Annotated in this window: 13 protein-coding genes; 8 read left to right on the top strand and 5 right to left on the bottom strand. The window is 64.2% G+C overall.

What is annotated here, in order from left to right; all coding sequences use genetic code 11:
- The first annotated feature begins 15 nt into the window (after positions 1 to 15).
- Positions 16 to 618, top strand: a complete 603-nt coding sequence (locus tag BLT40_RS16170; RefSeq protein WP_079520706.1) for an acyl carrier protein phosphodiesterase — start codon at positions 16 to 18, stop codon at positions 616 to 618.
- A gap of 10 nt (positions 619 to 628) precedes the next feature.
- Here BLT40_RS16170 and BLT40_RS16165 read toward each other — a convergent pair whose 3' ends face one another.
- The 3 genes from BLT40_RS16165 to BLT40_RS16155 all read right to left on the bottom strand — a co-directional run bounded on the left by BLT40_RS16165 (position 629) and on the right by BLT40_RS16155 (position 2,818).
- Positions 629 to 1,456, bottom strand: a complete 828-nt coding sequence (locus tag BLT40_RS16165; protein WP_090354896.1) for a DUF3037 domain-containing protein — start codon at positions 1,454 to 1,456, stop codon at positions 629 to 631.
- Positions 1,453 to 2,208 (bottom strand): HipA family kinase, encoded by a 756-nt coding sequence (locus tag BLT40_RS16160; RefSeq protein WP_079520704.1) that lies wholly within the window; start codon positions 2,206 to 2,208, stop codon positions 1,453 to 1,455. Before BLT40_RS16160 ends, BLT40_RS16165 begins: the two co-directional genes overlap by 4 nt.
- Before the next feature lie 112 nt (positions 2,209 to 2,320).
- Positions 2,321 to 2,818: a c-type cytochrome gene (locus tag BLT40_RS16155; RefSeq protein ID WP_036118559.1), complete on the bottom strand. Its 498-nt coding sequence runs from the start codon at positions 2,816 to 2,818 to the stop codon at positions 2,321 to 2,323.
- 356 nt (positions 2,819 to 3,174) lie between these two features.
- On the opposite strand from BLT40_RS16155, the gene BLT40_RS16150 reads away from it, so the two are divergent.
- The 4 genes from BLT40_RS16150 to BLT40_RS16135 all read left to right on the top strand — a co-directional run bounded on the left by BLT40_RS16150 (position 3,175) and on the right by BLT40_RS16135 (position 13,504).
- Complete coding sequence (locus BLT40_RS16150) at positions 3,175 to 4,434, top strand: efflux RND transporter periplasmic adaptor subunit (protein ID WP_079520703.1); 1,260 nt, start codon at positions 3,175 to 3,177, stop codon at positions 4,432 to 4,434.
- 71 nt (positions 4,435 to 4,505) lie between these two features.
- Positions 4,506 to 7,754, top strand: a complete 3,249-nt coding sequence (locus BLT40_RS16145; protein ID WP_090354894.1) for an efflux RND transporter permease subunit — start codon at positions 4,506 to 4,508, stop codon at positions 7,752 to 7,754.
- A 133-nt stretch (positions 7,755 to 7,887) separates the two neighbouring features.
- Entirely contained in the window at positions 7,888 to 11,010 is a 3,123-nt protein-coding gene (locus BLT40_RS16140) for an efflux RND transporter permease subunit (protein ID WP_036116486.1), read from the top strand.
- A 256-nt stretch (positions 11,011 to 11,266) separates the two neighbouring features.
- Complete coding sequence (locus BLT40_RS16135) at positions 11,267 to 13,504, top strand: NADP-dependent isocitrate dehydrogenase (RefSeq protein WP_090354892.1); 2,238 nt, start codon at positions 11,267 to 11,269, stop codon at positions 13,502 to 13,504.
- A 119-nt stretch (positions 13,505 to 13,623) separates the two neighbouring features.
- Here BLT40_RS16135 and BLT40_RS16130 read toward each other — a convergent pair whose 3' ends face one another.
- Together BLT40_RS16130 and BLT40_RS16125 are read right to left on the bottom strand one after the other, a co-directional pair.
- The gene (locus BLT40_RS16130; RefSeq protein ID WP_090354888.1) at positions 13,624 to 14,571 is read right to left on the bottom strand and encodes an aldo/keto reductase; all 948 of its coding nucleotides are present in this window, start codon (positions 14,569 to 14,571) and stop codon (positions 13,624 to 13,626) included.
- Positions 14,572 to 14,635: 64 nt separating this feature from the next.
- A complete protein-coding gene (locus BLT40_RS16125; protein ID WP_090354886.1) occupies positions 14,636 to 14,833 on the bottom strand; it encodes a hypothetical protein in 198 nt (65 codons plus the stop codon).
- A gap of 120 nt (positions 14,834 to 14,953) precedes the next feature.
- On the opposite strand from BLT40_RS16125, the gene BLT40_RS16120 reads away from it, so the two are divergent.
- From BLT40_RS16120 to mgtA, 3 genes are all read left to right on the top strand, one after another.
- Complete coding sequence (locus BLT40_RS16120; RefSeq protein WP_079520699.1) at positions 14,954 to 15,862, top strand: LysR substrate-binding domain-containing protein; 909 nt, start codon at positions 14,954 to 14,956, stop codon at positions 15,860 to 15,862.
- 276 nt (positions 15,863 to 16,138) lie between these two features.
- The gene (locus BLT40_RS20345) at positions 16,139 to 16,312 is read left to right on the top strand and encodes a hypothetical protein (protein ID WP_176167716.1); all 174 of its coding nucleotides are present in this window, start codon (positions 16,139 to 16,141) and stop codon (positions 16,310 to 16,312) included.
- 159 nt (positions 16,313 to 16,471) lie between these two features.
- Entirely contained in the window at positions 16,472 to 19,099 is a 2,628-nt protein-coding gene (gene mgtA / locus BLT40_RS16115; RefSeq protein WP_090354883.1) for a magnesium-translocating P-type ATPase, read from the top strand.
- Positions 19,100 to 19,171 lie beyond the last annotated feature (72 nt).

Here is a 19,171-nt window from a genome sequence, read left to right as displayed (position 1 = left end):
CGGCAGTGACACGCCATGAACGTCCTCGCCCACGCCCTGCTGGCGGGTGACGACGCGGCGTTGCGGCTGGGCGGAACGATGGGGGACTTCGTGCACGGCACCCCCGGCGACCACCTGCCGCCGCGCGTCCGCGACGGGATCTATCTGCACCGGGCCATCGACAGCTTCACCGACCGGCATGAGGAAGTTCGTGCCGCCCGCGAGCGTATGCCCGCGCCGTTCCGCCGCTACGCGGGGATCCTTCTGGACATGTGGTTCGACCATTGCCTGGCGCGCGACTTCGCCCGCTGGTCCGACGTGCCGCTGGAGACCTACTCGACCCGGCTACGCCAGGAGCTGCACGAGGCGGATGCGCTGCTGCCGGACCACCTGAAGCGGTTCCTGGGCTACATGGACGCCAATGACCTGCCGGCGGGCTATCGGAACGCCGAGGCGATCGGCAAGGCGCTGCGCGGGATATCCCAGCGGCTCTCGCGGGCGAACCCGGTGGCCGATGCCATGCCGCTTTTGCTGGCGGAGGATGTAGCCCTGAGGCAGACGTTCGGGCGTTTCTTTCCCGATCTCAGGGCGTTCGCCGCAAGTTGGATGGCTGACCGGCCGGCAACCGGTCCACATTGACCGGCTTCACTCAATGACTCCGGTCCAATGCCCGTTGAGCAAAGTCTACGATTGCCCTTTCGTCGTCTACTCGGACGACTTCCGCGCCCAGGTCCTTGAGGTCGGTAATAATCTCCTTGGCGACCCGCTGCTGCTTGGTTTTTTCTGATTTATCTATTGCAAACAGTAGATTACCTGGCATGTTGCCGTGCTTCTTGAGCCTGGCCACGCGCGCCACCCAGTGCGATCCGTGATCCATGATTTTGCTCGGCTCGTCTTGGGCTAAATGCAACGGCTTAATCGCAATCAAAGGACTGCCGTCCAGCGAATTGACGAAGGGGAACCTAACGTTGAAGTCCTCGTCGCCGACGTCCTCAGGGTCGAAATAGTTCTTCAGTGCTGCGCCTGCCAGAATCGTCGCGACGCCCTTATTGAGAATCTTTTCGTGATATTCCTTGGTTGCGAAGTCGCGCTCTATGAATTTCTCAAAAAGCGTTTGCAACGTGGACTCCGGATCGTCCGAGAGAATCGCGCGTGCAGAGCTGAACCGGAGGAGCGCTTCGCGAGGTCGTGTCAGTTCTTCGAAAGCCATCTTGGTCGCGGCCGGCCCATTTTTAAGGCTGGAAGCAATTCGTGATGTCTCAACCTCCAGGTAGCGAAGAGACTCGCGGTAAATGCGGGGATTGAGGCCCTCGAAGAAGTCGGTGATCCGCTTCGTCCTGCGCAGAGGTGCGAACTTGACCCTCAGCAAACCAAGTTCGGGGCACGCAATTACGATGCCAACGTTTGCAAATTCGCCGGTTTCTGCATACGGCAGAAATCGCGCAATGGCGTACTGGCAGGCAACTTGTTTTTTCATGGAAGCCTCCAGAAATCGTCCCGATTGGTTTGGGACAGCGTCAGCCGAATCGCATCGACATCAAAGTCTGTCGGGATGGTCTGCTCAGCATCGAAGTAGTGCCAATCTTCGGGTGCGGAGTTCCAAGCAGCTTCCCAGTTACTCAGTGCTTCCGCAAGCCGGATAGCATACACGCCTTTCTCGGCTAAGTCGTTAAATACTGTAGGAATGTCGTCTCGGAAGACGTGGGTTTGCACGTATGCTTCTGCCGAAAAGGTCGTGTCGAAAGCAAGGTTGTGGTCGATCGCCACCAGGCGCCGATCCGCCGGGTCCCACAGCAGATTCGGGTTTCCTCCGTCACCCGTGAGGGTGCGGTCACCGTTCTTAGTCCACCAGTCGAGAACAAGGATGTCCTTTCGCGTGTCCTTGGGGACATCCCGGATGGCTGAAAAGCTCAGTTCGCTCAGGTGCTCGACCGCTTTAGATGCAAAGACTGGTCGGGTGCCAATGTCGGCGCCCTCTGGATGAAGGTTCAACAAGGCGGCCGGGGCAATGGCGCATCTGAACTCCGGGATCGGCAACCCGAGGGCTCGGCCTAGGTGGCCGGCCATCCATTCGCAAAGATGGCTGCGCGTGCCTGCGTAGGAGCCCTTGACGTAATAAAGGTCGCCATCTTCCGCACGACAAAGAAAAGGGCGCGTCCGGCCTTGAACGCTCCGTTCAATGATCTCGACAATGCCCAGCGGGTGGAGCGAGGCGTCAGCTTTCGGCATCTATCCATAGTTCCGTCAAATCGGGCGTAGCAAGTCATGCCTCGCCCGTGAGACGCCTAACGTAACAAAAACGCTGCCTGAAGGCGCCGCCTTGGCGGCACGACAACGCTTGTCACTTGGCCTGGTCGGCCATCCACTTGACGGTGTTGGTGACCTGCTCGTCCGTCAGCGACGGATTACCGCCCTTGGCCGGCATGTGGTTGCCGTCCGGACCCGTGTAGCCCTCGATGGCGTGCTTGGTCAGGGTCGCGATGCCCTCGGCGAGACGTGCCGACCAGGCGCCCTTGTCACCCAGCTTGGGCGCACCCGCCACGCCGGCCGTATGGCAGCTGTGGCAGAGGTTGTCGTAAATCGTCTTGCCGTCGGTGCTGCCGCCGTAGGCGACCTGCGCGGCGGCGGCCTTGGCGGCGGCCTCCTGTGCGGCCTGCATGGCCGCACGGCCCGTGTCGCCGGCATAGACCGCGCCGACGGGCGCGATACGGGCTTCGGTCCGCTTGGCGACGGCCGGGTCCTCATCCTTGGGGATGCGACTGTATATAAGGTACGCCACGACCATCAGAACGATGGCGAGGACGCTGAGGCCGGCGGTCAGCAGGGAAAACTGACGCATGAAGTTCTGGTCGGACTTGCTTGGAGAACCGCTCACGCATTCACTCCACTGGATTTGGGTGTGCCGGCCCCCTCCCCGGGATTCGGCGTGCCTGCAAGCCGCGATGCGGCGTCGAACCGGGCGAGTATAACGGAACCTCCCCGGGAGTCGGCGGTCTGCCGAAACGGCCTGCTCACCCGCCAACCCGTGCCGTCAGTCATGCTGTACCCCTGTCAACCGGCATTGTTCAATGCCGTTCCCCTAACCCTATATTGTCGGCGTCGAATCTTAACCTTCAGGGGGTATAACCCCCCCTGGCGCACGGCGCGCACGGGCGACCCTGTTGTTTCGTCCGGTTATCCACCTGGGAGTGTTTCATGTCGCGTTTCTGGAAAATCGCGCTGGCCGTCATTGTCGTCGTGCTGATCGCGGGCTTCTTTGTCGTTCGCAGCCACCGTGCCAAGGAGGGCGATCCGGCCCACGCGGCCAGTGCGCAGGCCAACGGCGAGGGGCAGGGCAAGGACCAGCCACCGGTACCGGTCACGGTCGTGCCCGTGGCCAGCCAGGATGTACCCGTCTATCTGACCGCGCTGGGCACCGTCCAGGCGCGCAACACCGTCACGGTCCGCCCGCAGGTCGGCGGCCAGCTGATGAAGCTGAACTTCCAGGAAGGCCAGGAAGTGAAGAAGGGTGACGTGATCGCGGAAATCGATCCGCGCACCATCCAGTCCAACTACGACCAGGCCGTCGCGAAGCTCAGGCAGGACCAGGCTCTGGTGGCGACGGCCAAGAACAACCTCGACCGTTCCCAGAATCTGGTCAGCAAAGGCGGCCAGCAGTATGTGTCCAAGCAGGACCTGGACAACCTGAAGAACACCCTCGACCAGTCGGCTTCGACCGTGACGGCCGATCAGGCGGCCATCCGCGCCGCACAGGTGCAACTGGGCTTTACCAAGGTCATCGCGCCGATCGACGGCCTCGCCGGCATCCGCTCGGTCGACGCCGGCAACATCGTCGCGTCGGGCGATGCCATCGTCACCCTGACCGAGCTGCATCCGATCTACGTGATGTTCTACCTCCCTGAGAAAAACCTGGACCTGGTTCGCAGCTCGGTGAGTGGCGACGGTCTGTCCCAGCTCGAGGTGGCAGCGCTCGACCGTGTCGATGCGCATCCCATCGCCACGGGCCACCTCGACGTGCTCGACAACACCATCGATACCACGACCGGCACCTTCCGTCTGCGCTCGCTGTTCGACAACGAAAAGACCCAGCTGTGGCCGGGCCAGTTCGTCAACGTGCAGCTGAAGGTGCGCACCGTCAAGAACGGCCTCGTGGTGCCTTCGCAGGCCGTACAGCGTGGTCCGGATGGCGACTACGTCTACGTCGTGCAGGGCGACAACACGGTCAAGATGCAGACGGTGGAAACCGCCACGGAAGTGGGCGACAGCCACGTGATGCTGACCAAGGGCGTGAAGCTGGGCGACAAGATCGTCACCGAAGGTCAGTTCCGCCTGAAGCCGGGTTCGAAGGTGAACCCGCTGGCGCCGGGCCAGGTGCCCGCGGCGCCGACGGCGGAAGAACTGCAGAAGGCCAAGACGGGTCAGCAGGGTCGCCAGGGCGGCGGTCGCCGCGGCTGATAGCGCGCGTGGCGCGTCCATGACGGACGCGCCGCCAACGGACCGCAAGGTCCCGACACCAGGACTTACTCGTGGGTTTCTCGACACTCTTCATTCGCCGGCCGATCGCGACCTCGCTGCTGATGGTGGCGGTGCTGTTGCTCGGCATCCTTGGCTACCGCCAGCTGCCGGTTTCGGCGCTGCCGGAAATCGATGCCCCGAGCCTGGTCGTCACCACGCAGTATCCCGGCGCCAGCGCGTCCACGATGGCGGCGCTGATCACCACGCCGCTGGAACGTAACTTCGGACAGATCTCTGGTCTGGCCTCGATGAGCTCGGATTCGTCGGCCGGCCTGTCGACGATCATCCTGCAGTTCAACATGGACCGGGATATCGACATCGCCGCGCAGGACGTACAGGCGGCGATCAACCAGGCACGCGGCACGCTGCCCAACAACCTGCCGTATCCGCCCGTCTACAACCGCGTGAATCCGGCCGATGCGCCGATCATGACGCTGATGCTCACGTCCGACAGCCTGCCGCTGCGCGACGTCAACAATTACGCGGACTCGATCATCGCGCAGAAGCTCGCCCAGGTTCAGGGCGTGGGCCTGGTGTCGATCGCCGGCAATGTGCGCCCCGCCGTGCGCATTCAGGTCAACCCGGCGCAGCTGGCCAACCTCGGCCTGACCATGGAAGACGTGCGCAGCTCGCTCACGGAAGCAAACGTCAACGCGCCCAAGGGCACGCTCAACGGTAAGACGCAGTCCTACAGCATCGGCACGAACGACCAGCTGGCCGACGCCGCCGATTACAAGGGCACGATCATCAGCTACAAGAACGGTGCGCCCGTGCGCCTGACCGACGTGGCCAATGTCATCGATGGTGTCGAGAACGATCAGCTGGCGGCCTGGGCCAACGGCAAACCGGCCGTGCTGCTCGACATCCGTCGCCAGCCCGGTGCCAACATCGTGCAGACGGTGCAGTCCATCCGTCAGACCATTCCCGATCTCCAGAAGGTGCTGCCGGCCGACGTTCACCTGAAGGTCTTCTCGGATCGCACGATCACCATCCGCGCCTCGGTGGAGGACGTGCAGTTCACGCTGATCCTCACCATCTGCCTCGTCGTCGCGGTGATCTTCGTCTTCCTGCGCCGCCTGTGGGCCACGGTGATTCCGTCGGTGGCGGTGCCGCTGTCGCTGATGGGCACGTTCGGTGTGATGTCCTTCGCCGGCATGTCGCTCGACAATCTGTCGCTGATGGCGTTGGCGGTCGCGACCGGCTTCGTGGTCGACGATGCGATCGTGATGATCGAGAACATCGTCCGCTATATCGAGCAGGGTCAGGACGCGAAGACCGCCGCGGAAGTCGGCGCGAAGGAAATCGGCTTCACGGTGCTGTCGCTGACCGTCTCGCTGGTGGCCGTGTTCCTGCCGCTCCTGCTGATGCCGGGTGTCACGGGTCGCCTGTTCCACGAGTTCGCCTGGGTGCTGACGATCGCGGTCATCATCTCGATGCTGGTCTCGCTGACGCTCACGCCGATGATGTGCGCCTACCTGCTCAAGGCCGACGAACTGCCGGACGCGGAAGACGCGCACGAGCACGCGGCCGCCTCGGGCAAGCACAACGCGTGGTCGCGCATCGTCGAAGGTTACGGCAGCAGCCTCGACTGGGTGCTCGATCATCGCCCGCTGACGATGATCGTCGCCGCGCTCACCGTCGCCCTCACGGTCGTGCTTTACATCGTCATTCCGAAAGGCCTGTTGCCCGAGCAGGACACCGGCATGATCACGGCCGTCGTGCAGGCCGACCAGAACGTCGCCTTCCCGCAGATGGAAGTCCGCACCAAGGCCGTGGCCGATGCCCTGGCCAAGGACCCCGCCGTGGCCGGCGTGGCCGCCTTCATCGGTGCGGGTTCGATCAATCCGACACTCAATCAGGGTCAGCTGTCGCTGGTGCTGAAGGATCGCGGCGACCGCGAAGCGCTCGACACCGTGCTGCCACGTCTGCAACGGGCGGCGTCGGGTATCGCCGGCGTCGCGCTCTACCTGAAGCCCGTGCAGGACGTGACGCTGGACACGCAGGTGTCCGCCACGGAGTACCAGTACTCGCTGTCGGACGTGAGCTCGACCGAACTGGCCGGCTATGCGCAGCAGATGACTTCCGCGCTGCGTAAACGCAAGGAACTGGCCGACGTCGACAACAACCTGGCCGATCAGGGCACCGCGCTCAAGCTGACCATCGATCGTGACAGCGCCAGCCGCCTCGGCGTGCCGGTGCAGACGATCGACGACACGCTGTACGACGCGTACGGCCAGCGCCAGATCTCGACCATCTTCACCCAGCTCAACCAGTACCGCGTCGTACTCGAAGTCGCGCCGGAGTTCCGCAACAGCAACGATCTGCTGAACAAGCTGACGGTCCGCGGCAACGGCAACGGCGCCCTGACCGGTTCCAACGCGACCAGTTTCGGTCAGCTGGCCTCGAGCAACTCGGCGACCCCGTCGGGCATCGGCAACACGGGTAACGTCGGGTTCCAGGTCGGTGCGGGCGGCAACATTCCCATTGCCTCGCTGGCCAGCGCGGTCGTCACCACGGCACCGCTGGTGGTCAGCCATCTGCAACAGCTGCCCGCGGTGACGATTTCCTTCAATCTGGCGCCGGGCGAATCGCTTTCCAGCGCGGTGGACGCGATCCACGAGGTCGAGCAGCAGCTCAACTTCCCGCCGCAGGTGCGCGGTCAGTTCATCGGCAAGGCCGCGGAGTTCTCCTCGTCCGTCGGCGACGAAGTGTTGCTGCTGCTGGCGTCGATCATCGTGATCTACATCGTGCTGGGCGTGCTCTATGAGAGCTACATCCACCCGCTGACGATCATTTCGACGCTGCCGCCCGCGGGCGTCGGCGCGCTGCTCGCACTGATCCTCTGCGGCATGAGCCTCTCGGTCGACGGCATCGTCGGTATCGTGCTGCTGATCGGTATCGTGAAGAAAAACGCGATCATGATGATCGACTTCGCCATCGAGGCGAAGCGGACCGGCCTGAACGCGCACGACGCCATCCGCCGCGCCTGCCTGCTTCGCTTCCGTCCGATCATGATGACCACGGCGGCGGCCCTGCTCGGCGCGCTGCCGCTGGCACTGGGCAACGGTATCGGCTCGGAACTGCGCAAGCCGCTGGGTGTGTCGATCGTCGGCGGCCTGCTGCTTTCGCAGCTGGTCACGTTGTACACCACGCCGGTCATCTACCTCTACATGGAGCGGTTCTCCGACTGGCTGGCGGAGCGCAAGCGACAACGCGCCCTGGCACTGGAAGCCTCGCAGGCCCGGCCGGCGAGCCGATGACGCCAGGCTTCGAAGCCCCTGGAAACCCCCTTTTTCGCCGGACGGTTCGCCGCCCGGCGAAACCTTTTTCCGGATGGCGCGTTAGGAACGGATCACTCCGCGCCATCCCGAGCATGATGTCCCGTTCCCATCCATGAATATCTCCGGTCCGTTCATCCGTCGTCCCATCGGTACATCGCTTCTGGCGATCGGTATCTTCGTGATCGGCGTCATCTGTTACTCGCTGCTCGGCGTGGCCGCGCTGCCGAACATCCAGTTCCCGGCGATCTTCGTCCAGGCGCAGCAGTCGGGTGCGGACGCCAGCACGATGGCATCGACGGTGGCCGCGCCGCTGGAACGCCACCTGGGCCAGGTGCCCGGTGTGGAGTCGATGCGGTCGAACAGCTCCGAGGGCAGCAGCTTCGTGCTGCTGTTCTTCCAGAACGGCACCAATATCGATGCCGCGGCACGCGACGTTCAGTCCGCGATCAATGCCGCCCAGCCGGATCTGCCCAGCGGGTTGCTGAATGCGCCGTCGTACCAGAAGGCCAATCCCAACGACGATCCGGTGATCGTGCTGGCGCTGACCTCGGACACCGTCGCGCCCACCGCTCTCTACAACGTCGCCGACTCGATCCTCGCCCAGCGCCTTCGCCAGCAGGAAGGCATCGCCTCGGTGGACATCGCGGGCAGTGCGACGCCCGCGATCCGTGTCGACGTCAACCTTCGCGCGCTCAACGCCATGGGCCTGTCGCCGGATCAGCTGCGTAATGCGCTCACCGCGGCCAACGTCACCTCACCGCAGGGCTTCCTTTCGGACGGCAAGACGACCATGGCGGTGACCGCCACCGACTCACTGCATACGGCGGAGGAGTTCGGCAAGCTGATCATCGGCGTGAACAACAGCGTGCCGATCCGCCTTTCCGACGTGGCCAAGGTATACGACGGCCAGCAGGACGCGTATCAGGCGGCGTGGTTCAACGGACGCCCCGGCATCCTGATGTACGTGTTCCGCAAGTCGGACGCGAACGTCATCGACACCGTGGATCGCATCAAGGCGCAGATCCCCACGATGCAGACCTGGCTTCCCGCCGGTGTCCAGCTGCATTCGTTCTTCGATGGCACGCCCACGATCCGCGCGTCGCTGCACGAAGTACAGGCGACGCTGCTGATCAGTCTCGCCATGGTGATCATGACCATGGCGCTGTTCCTGCGCCGACTGGCACCGACCGTGATCGCCGGGCTTGCCGTGCCGCTGTCGCTGGCCGGCGCGTTCGTCGTGATGTATGCGTTCGGATACACGCTGAACAACCTGACGCTGCTGGCGCTGGTCATCGCGATCGGCTTCGTCGTCGATGACGCCATCGTCGTGATCGAAAACGTCATCCGTCATATGGACGAAGGGATTCCCCGATTCGAGGCCGCGTTGCTCGGTGCGCGCGAAATCGGTTTCACCATCGTTTCGATTACCGGCTCGCTGGTCGCGGTATTCATTCCGCTGCTGCTCGCGCCGGGTATCATCGGCATGTTCTTCAAGGAGTTCACGGTCACGCTGGTGGCGGCGATTCTCGTCTCCGCCGTGATCTCGCTGACGCTGACACCCTCGTTGTGCGCGCATTTTCTCACCGCGCATAAAAACGACGAGCCGGAGTCGAAGTTCGGGCTGGCTCTCGAGCGCATGCACGAGCGCATGGTCGGCGTCTACCGCCGTGCGCTCGACTGGACCTTGCGTCACGCCTTGCTGATGGCTCTCACGCCGTTGGTGCTGATCGGCATCACGATCGTCCTCTTCGGCATGGTGAAGGGCGGCTTTTTCCCGCCCCAGGACACCGGGCTCATCGGTGCGCGTGCGACATCCAGCTCCACCGTGTCGTTCGGTGAGATGCAGACGCGCCAGGCCAGACTGACGACCATGCTGCTCGACGATCCGGACGTGAAGGCCGTGGGCTCGCGCCTGGGTACGAGCCGCACGGGTTCCACCGGTCAGTTCAATATCGAGCTGAAGACGGTGGCCGAGGGCCGCAAGGGTACGACGTTCGACGTGCTCGACCGTCTCTCCGCGGCGGCGAACAAATACCCCGATCTCAACCTGCGCCTGCGTCCGATCCAGGACCTGCCGACCGGTGGCGGTGGCGGTTCGACGCAGGGCGGTCAGTATTCGGTGTCGCTGAAGGGCAACGACATCGTCGAACTGCAGACCTGGCTGCCGAAGCTGGTCGATGCACTGAAGAAGAACAAGATGCTGACCGATGTGGGCAGCGACATCGACGCGCAGGGCCTGCGTCAGAACATGGTGATCGACCGCGACACGGCGTCTCGCCTCGGCGTGTCGATCGGCAATATCGACGGGGCGCTGTACAACGCCTTCGGCCAGCGCGCGGTGTCCACGATCTATTCGGACATCAACCAGTACCGGGTGATCGTCAACTCGCTGCCGCAGTTCGCGGCGACCCCGGAAGCGCTCAACCAGATCTACGTGCGTTCCGACAACGGCGCGATGGTGCCGATGTCGGCCGTGACGAAGCAGGAGGCGGGCCTCGCGCCCAGCCAGATCGTGCACGAGGATCAGTACACGAGCATGGGCGTCAGCTTCAATCTCGCGCCCAACGTCAGCATGGGTGAGGCGATGGAGATCATCCAGAAGACGATCGACGGCATGCGCATGCCGGGCGATATCCGTCTGGATACCGGCAGCGACTTCCGGCGCTTTCAGCAGTCGCAGAGCGATATGCCGCTGCTGATTCTTGCCGCGATCGTCGTGGTGTATCTGCTGATGGGCATGCTTTACGAGAGCCTGATCCATCCGGTGACGATCATCTCCACGCTGCCGGCCGCGGGTGTGGGGGCACTGGCCGCGCTCGTGATCACCGATACCGAACTGTCCGTGGTGGCGATGATCGCGCTGGTGCTGCTGATCGGTATCGTCAAGAAGAACGCGATCATGATGATCGACTTCGCCCTGGTCGCCGAGCGCGAGCATCACCTCACCTCGAAGGAGGCGATCCGTGAGGCCTGCCTGGTGCGCTTCCGTCCGATCATGATGACCACGATGGTCGCCATTCTCGCGGCGCTGCCGCTGGCGATCGGCCTGGGCGAGGGTTCGGAACTGCGTCGCCCGCTGGGTATCGCCATGATCGGCGGTTTGCTGATCTCGCAGAGCCTGACCCTGTTGTCGACGCCGGCGTTGTACGTGATCTTCGCCTGCCTGTCGGAACGTTGGAAAGCGCGTAAGGCACGTAGGAAGGCCCGGCGGCTCGCGCTCGATACCGGCGCCTAAGGCATCGCCAGCGGGTTCGCTCCCACGGGAGCACGGACGCGTCTCCATCGGTTCGCCGCAGACGGGTGGCAGGCAGGCCTGTTGGCGACAGGGGCCGGGCTCAGTCGGGCAGCCCGCGGTGGCGCCCGGGCCTGTTGGCGATAGTCGCCCAATCGGGCCACAATGGTCCGGTTTCCCGCTCGCCGGTGCGCCCCTTGAGGCTTGCGCCGGCCAGCCCCCATGACCTGGCCCACTCAAGCATAAGGCTCGCCGAATCATGTCCAGCTCGCCCAAGATCATCTACACGCTCACCGACGAAGCGCCGTTCCTGGCCACCGCCTCCTTCCTGCCCATCGTCGAAGCCTTCGCCGGCACGGCGGGTGTGGCCGTCGAAACGCGCGACATCTCGCTCGCCGGTCGCATCCTCGCGCAGTTCCCCGACCGCCTCACGGCTGAGCAGAAGATCGGCGACCACCTTGCCGAACTCGGCGAGCTGGCGACGACGCCCGAAGCCAACATTATCAAGCTCCCCAACATCAGCGCCTCCGTGCCGCAGATGAAGGCGGCCATCAGGGAGCTTCAGTCGCAGGGCTACAAGCTGCCCGATTACGTCGACGCGCCGTCGACTGACGAAGAGAAAGAGATTAACGCGCGCTATGGCAAGGCCATGGGCAGCGCCGTCAATCCGGTGCTGCGTGAAGGCAACTCCGATCGCCGCGCGCCGCTTTCGGTCAAGAACTACGCGCGCAAGCATCCGCATCGCATGGGTAAGTGGTCGCCCGAGTCGAAGTCGCATGTCTCGCACATGGAAGGCGGCGATTTCTATGGCAGCGAAAAGTCGGCGACCATCGACAAGGCCGGCAGCCTGCGCATCGAATTTGCCGGCAAGGATGGCAGCAGCAAGGTTCTGAGAGAAAAGGTCGCGGTGAAAGCCGGCGAAATCGTCGACGCCGCGGTCATGAGCCGTAAGGCGCTGTCGTCGTTCATCGACGCGCAGATTGCCGACGCGAAGGCTAAGGGCGTGCTGTTCTCGTTGCACCTGAAAGCCACGATGATGAAGGTCTCCGACCCGATCATGTTCGGTATCGTGGTGCGCGAGTTCTACAAGGACGTGCTGGCAAAGCACGCCGACGCGCTGAAGCAGGTCGGCTTCGACGCCAACAACGGCATCGGTGACCTCTACGCCCGTCTCGGCAAACTCGATGAAGCCACCCGCGCCGCGATCGAAGCCGACCTGACGGCCGAATACGCCAACCGTCCGTCGCTGGCCATGGTCAACTCGGATAAGGGCATCACCAATCTGCACGTGCCCAGCGACGTGATCGTCGACGCGTCTATGCCGGCGATGATCCGCGACTCCGGCGGCATGTGGAATGCCGAAGGCAAGTTGCAGGATACGAAGGCGGTGATTCCCGATCGTTCGTACGCTGGCGTCTACCAGGCGGTGATCGAGGATTGCATCGCCCACGGGGCGTTCGATCCGGCCACGATGGGCAGTGTGCCCAACGTCGGCCTGATGGCGCAGAAGGCTGAGGAATACGGTTCGCACGACAAGACGTTCCAGGTGCCCGCCGATGGCTCGGTTCGCGTCGTCGCCGACGACGGCACGGTCGTGTTCGAACATGCCGTGGAGCAGGGCGACATCTGGCGCATGTGTCAGACCAAGGATGCGCCGATCCAGGACTGGGTGCAGCTCGCCGTGCAGCGCGCCCGTCTTTCCGAAACCCCGGCGGTCTTCTGGCTGGACAGGAACCGCGCGCACGACGCGCAGGTGATCGCCAAGGTCGAGCGTTACCTGAAGGATCACGACACCAGTGGCCTCGATCTCCGCGTGCTCGATCCCGTCGCCGCGACGACGTTCTCGCTGGAGCGCATCCGCCAGGGGAAAGATACGATCTCGGTCACCGGCAACGTGCTGCGCGACTACCTCACCGACCTGTTCCCGATCATGGAGCTGGGCACGTCGGCGAAGATGCTTTCCATCGTGCCGCTGATGGCGGGTGGCGGCCTGTTCGAGACCGGCGCGGGTGGTTCGGCGCCGAAGCACGTCCAGCAGTTTGTCGAAGAGGGTTACCTGCGCTGGGATTCGCTCGGCGAGTTCCTCGCCCTGGCCGCGTCGCTCGAGCACCTCGGCGAGCGCTACGACAACAAGCATGCCCGCGTGCTGGCGAAGACGCTCGATATCGCCAACGGCCGTTTCCTCGACAGCAACAAGTCGCCCGCTCGCAAGGTCGGCGAGATCGACAATCGCGGCAGCCACTTCTACCTGGCGATGTACTGGGCCGAGGCGCTGGCGGCACAGAGCGACGATGCCGACCTCAAGGCGAAGTTCACGGCGGTGGCGAAGACGCTGGCTGAAAACGAGGACAAGATCATCGGGGAGCTCAACGGTGCGCAGGGCAAGGCCGTCGAAATCGATGGTTATTATCATCCGGACATGGCGAAGGTCAGCGCGGCGATGCGCCCGAGCGCTACGCTCAACGCGGCACTGGATGCGCTGAACGCCGCACGCTGATCATGTAGGAGCGGCCTCTGGCCGCGAAACGCACGGGCCCCGGTCGTCATGACGACCGGGGCCCGTTTTTTTATACACGGCCGACGTCTGACGACGCGGCAGTCACTGATCGCCAGACCTCAGCTATCCGACGCCTGCTTCAGTGCGTCCAGCTGCTCGCTGGACAGCGTGAGCTCCGCGGCCTTCGCCAGTTCCGCCAACTGCTCCACCGTCGTTGCGCTGGCAATGGCGGCAGCAATGGAAGGCTGCGCCATCACCCAGGCGAGCGCCACCTGCGCGGGCTTTGCGCTGTGGGCTTCGGCAACCTGATCCAGCGCGGCAAGGACGCGATAGCCCCGGTCGTTGAGGTAAGCCTTGACCTTGCCGCCGCGTGCCTTGCTCTTGCTCAGATCCGCTTCGCTGCGGTACTTGCCGCTGAGGAACCCGCTGGCCAGCGAGTAGTAGCTGATCACTCCGACGCGCTCCCTGACGCAGAGCGGTTGCAGTGCGCTTTCGAACCCCGCGCGATCCATCAGGTTGTATTCGGGCTGCAGCGATTCGTAGCGCGAAAGGCCTTTTTCCTCGCTCGTCTTCAAGGCATCGTCCAGACGCGTCGCTTCGAAATTGGATGCGCCGATGACGCGTACCTTGCCCGCCTGCACGAGGTCGTCGAACGCGCGCAGGGTTTCCTCCAGCGGCACCTTCGGATCGTCTTCATGCGCCTGATACAGATCGATGTGATCGGTCTGAAGCCGACGCAGCGAATCCTCCACCGCCTCCCTGATGTTGACCGGCGACAGGCCGGGATAGCGGTCCCATTTGGCCACCTTGGTCGCTATCAGCACCTTGTCACGCTTGCCCGACTGTTTCAGCCAGCGGCCGATGATGGTTTCCGACTCGCCCCCTTCGTTACCCTCGACCCAGCGCGAATAGACGTCCGCCGTGTCGATCAGGTTGAGCCCGTGATCGACGAAAGCGTCCAGCAGTTCGAACGAGCGCGCTTCGTCCGCACTCCAGCCGAACACGTTGCCACCGAACGCCAGTGGCGCGACCTGCAGGGACGAGCGTCCCAGTTGACGATGCTTCATGCGTCTCTCCGATGTGGGCGGAAACCCCCATGGTGAAGCACGCAAGGTTCACGTGATGTGTCGGTCAGCAGCAGGTGGGGCACGCGGCGTGCACCGCGGTTGCGTCGACGGTTCGGGGCCATTCCTTTCGCGGACGGGCGACCGGCGCCGGGGCCCCTGCACCTGCCTGCGGCGTCGGCTCCTCGCGACCCAGGCGCATGACCAGATCGCGGTCCACGATGTGACCGTGCATGAAGGCGAGGCCGGTGAAGATCGATGCCATGAGCGTGCTCCCGTGCGGTGGAGTCGCAACCCCTTGCGACTATCAGTGGGCTAAAGGGTGCCCGTTCCGCAGGGCGCTAAAAAGCGATATGTTTGCAACCCGGCCTTGAGGAAAATTCACATGTCCCGCCTCCCGCTCGGTCTGCTTCAGGGGTTCGTCCTGGTCGCCCGTACGGGCAAGCTGTCGCGCGCCGCGGAACAGCTGAACCTCACGGTCAGTGCGTTGAGCCATCAGATCCGCAATCTGGAGGAGCGTCTCGGGCGGTCGCTGTTCGACCGGGGTCCGCGCGGCGTGACCCTCACGGCGGATGGCACCCATCTGCTCGATGCGATCGGCCATCACTTCGAGGGAATCGAGCACGCCCTCAATCGTTATGAGAGTCGCCACGAGGATGCCGTGACGCTCAGCGTGATGCCTTCCGTGGCCTCGAGCTGGCTCGTACCGCGACTGCCGAAACTGGTGGGCGCGCATCCCGAACTGGAGCTCAGCCTCTCGTCATCCGTCTCGGTGGTCGACTTCGACCGCGAGCCCACGATCGACGTGGCGTTCCGCTACGGGCTCGGGTCATGGCCGCGTACGAAGTCGGATCGTCTGTTCGGCGAGTACATCGTTCCGATCGCCAGTCCGTCGCTGGTGCGCAAGATGGGCGGCCTGCCGGACGTGTCGCTGGCAGGCTGGCCGCTGCTGGGCGATCCGTCGGGTCGGTGGAACGACTGGGCCGAGGCGTTCGGCATGCCACTGCCTTCCCGATATGTCGCCCGCTTCGACAATACCGAGCACCTTCAGCGCGCGGTGCTCGAAGGCATGGGCGTCGCGCTTGGCCGTCTGGTCATGGCGCGGTCGCTGATCGAGTGCGGGGCGTTGACCGTGTTGTGCAAGGAGCGGCTGCGGGTGGCGGAAGCGTATTACCTCGTGTATCCGAAGCGGTCCGAGTCGCACAGCGGTGTGGGGCGCTTCCGCGAATGGTTGTTGGGCGAGGCGCGTGAGTATGAAGCCCGAATCACCGACGCCGCCCCGCTACCGGCGTAGGAGCGTCGCCACCCCTTGACCGATCTTCGCTGCGGCGCGACAATTGCCCGGCTACCGAGCCGTCTCAGGTTCGGCTGGCACCCTTCTTAGCTTACCCAGGCATATGGACGTCTACCCTAGTCGACGCGCCGGCTCCCGCACGCATCGGGTCCCGGCGCTGGCAAACAACAACGCCTACGGCGACCGTACCCGGTCGGCCGGCGCTTTCCTCCGCTAGGGAAAGTCCGGCTCTCCCCGGTCGGAAGCCGTGAGCTTCCGCTATCCGAGGATTGAGCCATGAACCTCCAGATCGAAAAGACCGGCCCGCGCATGTTCGGTCGCCGTCTCGCTTTTGCTCTCGCCCGCCGTCGTGGCGCTGTCTCCGCCCCGGCCAAGCGCACGATCACCGTGCCGCGTCCGCTGGAACTTGCGGAAAGCCAGGCGAAACCGGCTGACGTCAAACTCCCGTAACGATGAACAGCGACATAGACACTACGGCGCGGCTTACGCCGTTCCTCACGTTTACCCGGAACACCGAACGTCGGCTCCGCGCCGGCGCGCACGCCTTCAGCTAAGCGCTGAGAGCCGCCCGCGCCCTACCGGACACCGCGTCCGGAAAGGCAGCGAGTCATGAAGAAGCACACCTCGCAGGCGGCCGTCGCCGCCAAGACCTTCACCACCGTCGCCGCGGACGCCTACCGTCCGGCGGACGAGTTGCTGCGCGCGCTGCATTCCCGGCCGGACGGCCTGGACGAAGAGGCCATCGCCGAGCGGCTCGACCGCGACGGGATCAACGAGGTGGGCCACGAGAAGCCGCCGCACTGGTCGATCCAGCTGCTGCATGCCTTCCGCAACCCGTTCATCATCGTGCTGCTCGTGCTCGCGGTCGTGCAGCTGTTCACCGAGGACGACTACACCGGGCCGATCATCATCGGCGTGATGGTCGGCATCAGCGTGCTGCTGTCGTTCACCCAGGAGTTTCGCTCGTCGCAGGCCGCCGAGCGGCTCAAGGCGATGGTCCGCAATACCTCCACGGTGACCCGCCGCGCCGAGGACGGCCACGCCGAGCGTATCGAGGTGCCGGTCGAGGAACTCGTCGTCGGTGACATCGTTCATCTCGGGGCGGGCGACATGGTGCCCGCCGATCTCCGCCTGTTGGCGGCCAAGGACCTGTTCATCAGCCAGGCGATCCTGACCGGTGAGTCTATCCCCGTCGAGAAAGTCGCGCCCGCGGCCGGCGCCACTCTCGCCAGCGACGCCAACGGCCCGCTCGACCTGCCCACCGTTTGCTACATGGGCACCAACGTGGTGTCCGGCACCGCGACGGCCGTGGTGATGGCCACGGGTGCGCGCACCTACCTGGGCTCGCTGGCGCACACGCTCTCGGGCGAGCGCGTTCAGACCAGCTTCGACCGCGGTATCTCCTCGGTGAGCTGGCTGCTGATTCGCTTCATGGCGGTCATGGTGCCGGTCGTTTTCCTGATCAACGGCTTCGACAAGCACGACTGGCTGGGCGCCTTCATGTTCGGCCTGTCGGTCGCCGTGGGCCTGACCCCCGAAATGCTGCCGCTGATCGTCACCGCCAACCTCGGCAAGGGCGCCATCGCCATGTCGAAGCGCAAGGTGGTGGTGAAGCGCCTCAACGCGATCCAGAACTTCGGTGCCATGGACGTGCTGTGCACGGACAAGACCGGCACCCTGACGCTCGACAAGATCGTGCTCGAGCGTCACGTCGACCTCAACGGCGACGACTCCGACGACGCGCTGGAGTACGGCTACCTCAATAGCCGCTTCCAGACCGGCCTGCGCAACCTGATGGACAAGGCGGTGCTGGCCCACCGCGACCTCGAGCCGGTGGCACGTCGCTTCCACGTCGTCGACGAGATTCCGTTCGACTTCCAGCGCCGCCGCATGTCGGTGGTGGTGGCGGACGGGCAGGGCGAGCAGTTGCTGGTCTGCAAGGGCGCCGTGGAAGAGATGCTGGCGATCTGCAGCGAGGCCCGCATCGGTGACGTCACGGAGCTGATGACCTCGGAGAAGCGCGCCGAGATCCGCGCCATGACAAATCGCCTCAACGAGGACGGGCTCCGCGTGCTGATCGTCGCCGTTCGTCGCGATCCCACCGGCGACCGCGCTTATGGCGTGGCGGACGAAGCGGGCCTCACGGCTGTCGGCTGCCTCGCGTTCCTCGATCCGCCGAAGGACTCCGCGGCGACCGCCATTCGCGCGCTGAACCACCACGGCGTGGCGGTGAAGGTCATCACCGGCGACAACGAGGCGGTGACGCGCAAGATCTGCACCGAGGTCGGTCTCGATGTGCAGGAGTCCGTCCTGGGTCGCGATATCGAACAGCTCGACGACGATGCTCTCGATGCGATGGTGGAGCGCACCACCGTCTTCGCCAAGATGTCGCCCGTGCAGAAGGCGCGCGTGGTCAAGGCGCTGCAGCGCCGTGGTCACACGGTGGGCTTTCTCGGCGACGGCATCAACGACGCGCCGGCACTGCGCGACGCTGACGTGGGCATCTCGGTCGATACGGCGACCGATATCGCCAAGGAGTCGGCGGACATCATCCTGCTCGAAAAGAACCTCATGGTGCTGGAAGAGGGTGTGATCGAAGGGCGTATCACCTTCGGCAACATCATGAAATACATCAAGATGACTGCCAGCTCCAACTTCGGCAACGTGTTCAGCGTGCTGGTGGCGAGCGCGTTCCTGCCGTTCCTGCCGATGCTGCCGCTGCAGATTCTGGTGCAGAACCTGCTGTACGACCTGTCGCAGCTGTCCATCCCCTTCGACCGCATGGACGAGGAATACCTGCGTGTGCCGCGCAAGTGGGACGCGGGCGACATCGGTCGTTTCATGGTATGGATCGGTCCGGTCAGCTCGGTGTTTGACATCACGACGTTCTGGCTGATGTGGCATTACTTCGGGGCGAACGATGTCGCTCACCAGTCGCTGTTCCAGTCCGGCTGGTTCATCGAGGGTCTGCTTTCGCAGACGCTGGTCGTGCACATGATCCGCACGCGACGCATCCCGTTCCTGCAGAGCGTCGCATCGGCGCCGGTACTGGCGCTGACCGTCGCGATCATGATCATCGGCATGTTCATTCCGTACACGGCGATCGGTGCGCGCATCGGCATGCAGCCGCTGCCGGGCATCTACTTCGCCTGGCTGGCGCTCACCCTGGCGTCCTACTGTGTGCTGACCCAGGTGATGAAGACGATCTACATCAAGCGCTACGGCCACTGGCTGTAGGGATCGCGTCCCACAGGAAGCGTCGCCCGAACGCTACGATGTGCCCCGGGCGCGGCGGGACAGACCCGCCGC

The organism is Dyella sp. 333MFSha (assembly GCF_900102405.1).
Lineage (GTDB): Bacteria > Pseudomonadota > Gammaproteobacteria > Xanthomonadales > Rhodanobacteraceae > Luteibacter > Luteibacter mycovicinus.
Note: the sequence above shows the minus strand (reverse complement) of the source record. Positions and strands in the feature narration are given on the sequence as shown.

What these genes read in the sequence shown, in the direction of transcription:
- BLT40_RS16130 (WP_090354888.1), bottom strand. Translation starts at nt 14,571, where the DNA reads ATGAAGCATCGTCAACTGGGACGCTCGTCCCTGCAGGTCGCGCCACTG.
- BLT40_RS16165 (WP_090354896.1), bottom strand. Translation starts at nt 1,456, where the DNA reads ATGAAAAAACAAGTTGCCTGCCAGTACGCCATTGCGCGATTTCTGCCG.
- BLT40_RS20345 (WP_176167716.1), top strand. Translation starts at nt 16,139, where the DNA reads ATGAACCTCCAGATCGAAAAGACCGGCCCGCGCATGTTCGGTCGCCGT.
- BLT40_RS16160 (WP_079520704.1), bottom strand. Translation starts at nt 2,208, where the DNA reads ATGCCGAAAGCTGACGCCTCGCTCCACCCGCTGGGCATTGTCGAGATC.
- BLT40_RS16135 (WP_090354892.1), top strand. Translation starts at nt 11,267, where the DNA reads ATGTCCAGCTCGCCCAAGATCATCTACACGCTCACCGACGAAGCGCCG.
- BLT40_RS16140 (WP_036116486.1), top strand. Translation starts at nt 7,888, where the DNA reads ATGAATATCTCCGGTCCGTTCATCCGTCGTCCCATCGGTACATCGCTT.
- BLT40_RS16120 (WP_079520699.1), top strand. Translation starts at nt 14,954, where the DNA reads ATGTCCCGCCTCCCGCTCGGTCTGCTTCAGGGGTTCGTCCTGGTCGCC.
- BLT40_RS16150 (WP_079520703.1), top strand. Translation starts at nt 3,175, where the DNA reads ATGTCGCGTTTCTGGAAAATCGCGCTGGCCGTCATTGTCGTCGTGCTG.
- BLT40_RS16125 (WP_090354886.1), bottom strand. Translation starts at nt 14,833, where the DNA reads ATGGCATCGATCTTCACCGGCCTCGCCTTCATGCACGGTCACATCGTG.
- BLT40_RS16170 (WP_079520706.1), top strand. Translation starts at nt 16, where the DNA reads ATGAACGTCCTCGCCCACGCCCTGCTGGCGGGTGACGACGCGGCGTTG.
- mgtA (WP_090354883.1), top strand. Translation starts at nt 16,472, where the DNA reads ATGAAGAAGCACACCTCGCAGGCGGCCGTCGCCGCCAAGACCTTCACC.
- BLT40_RS16155 (WP_036118559.1), bottom strand. Translation starts at nt 2,818, where the DNA reads ATGCGTCAGTTTTCCCTGCTGACCGCCGGCCTCAGCGTCCTCGCCATC.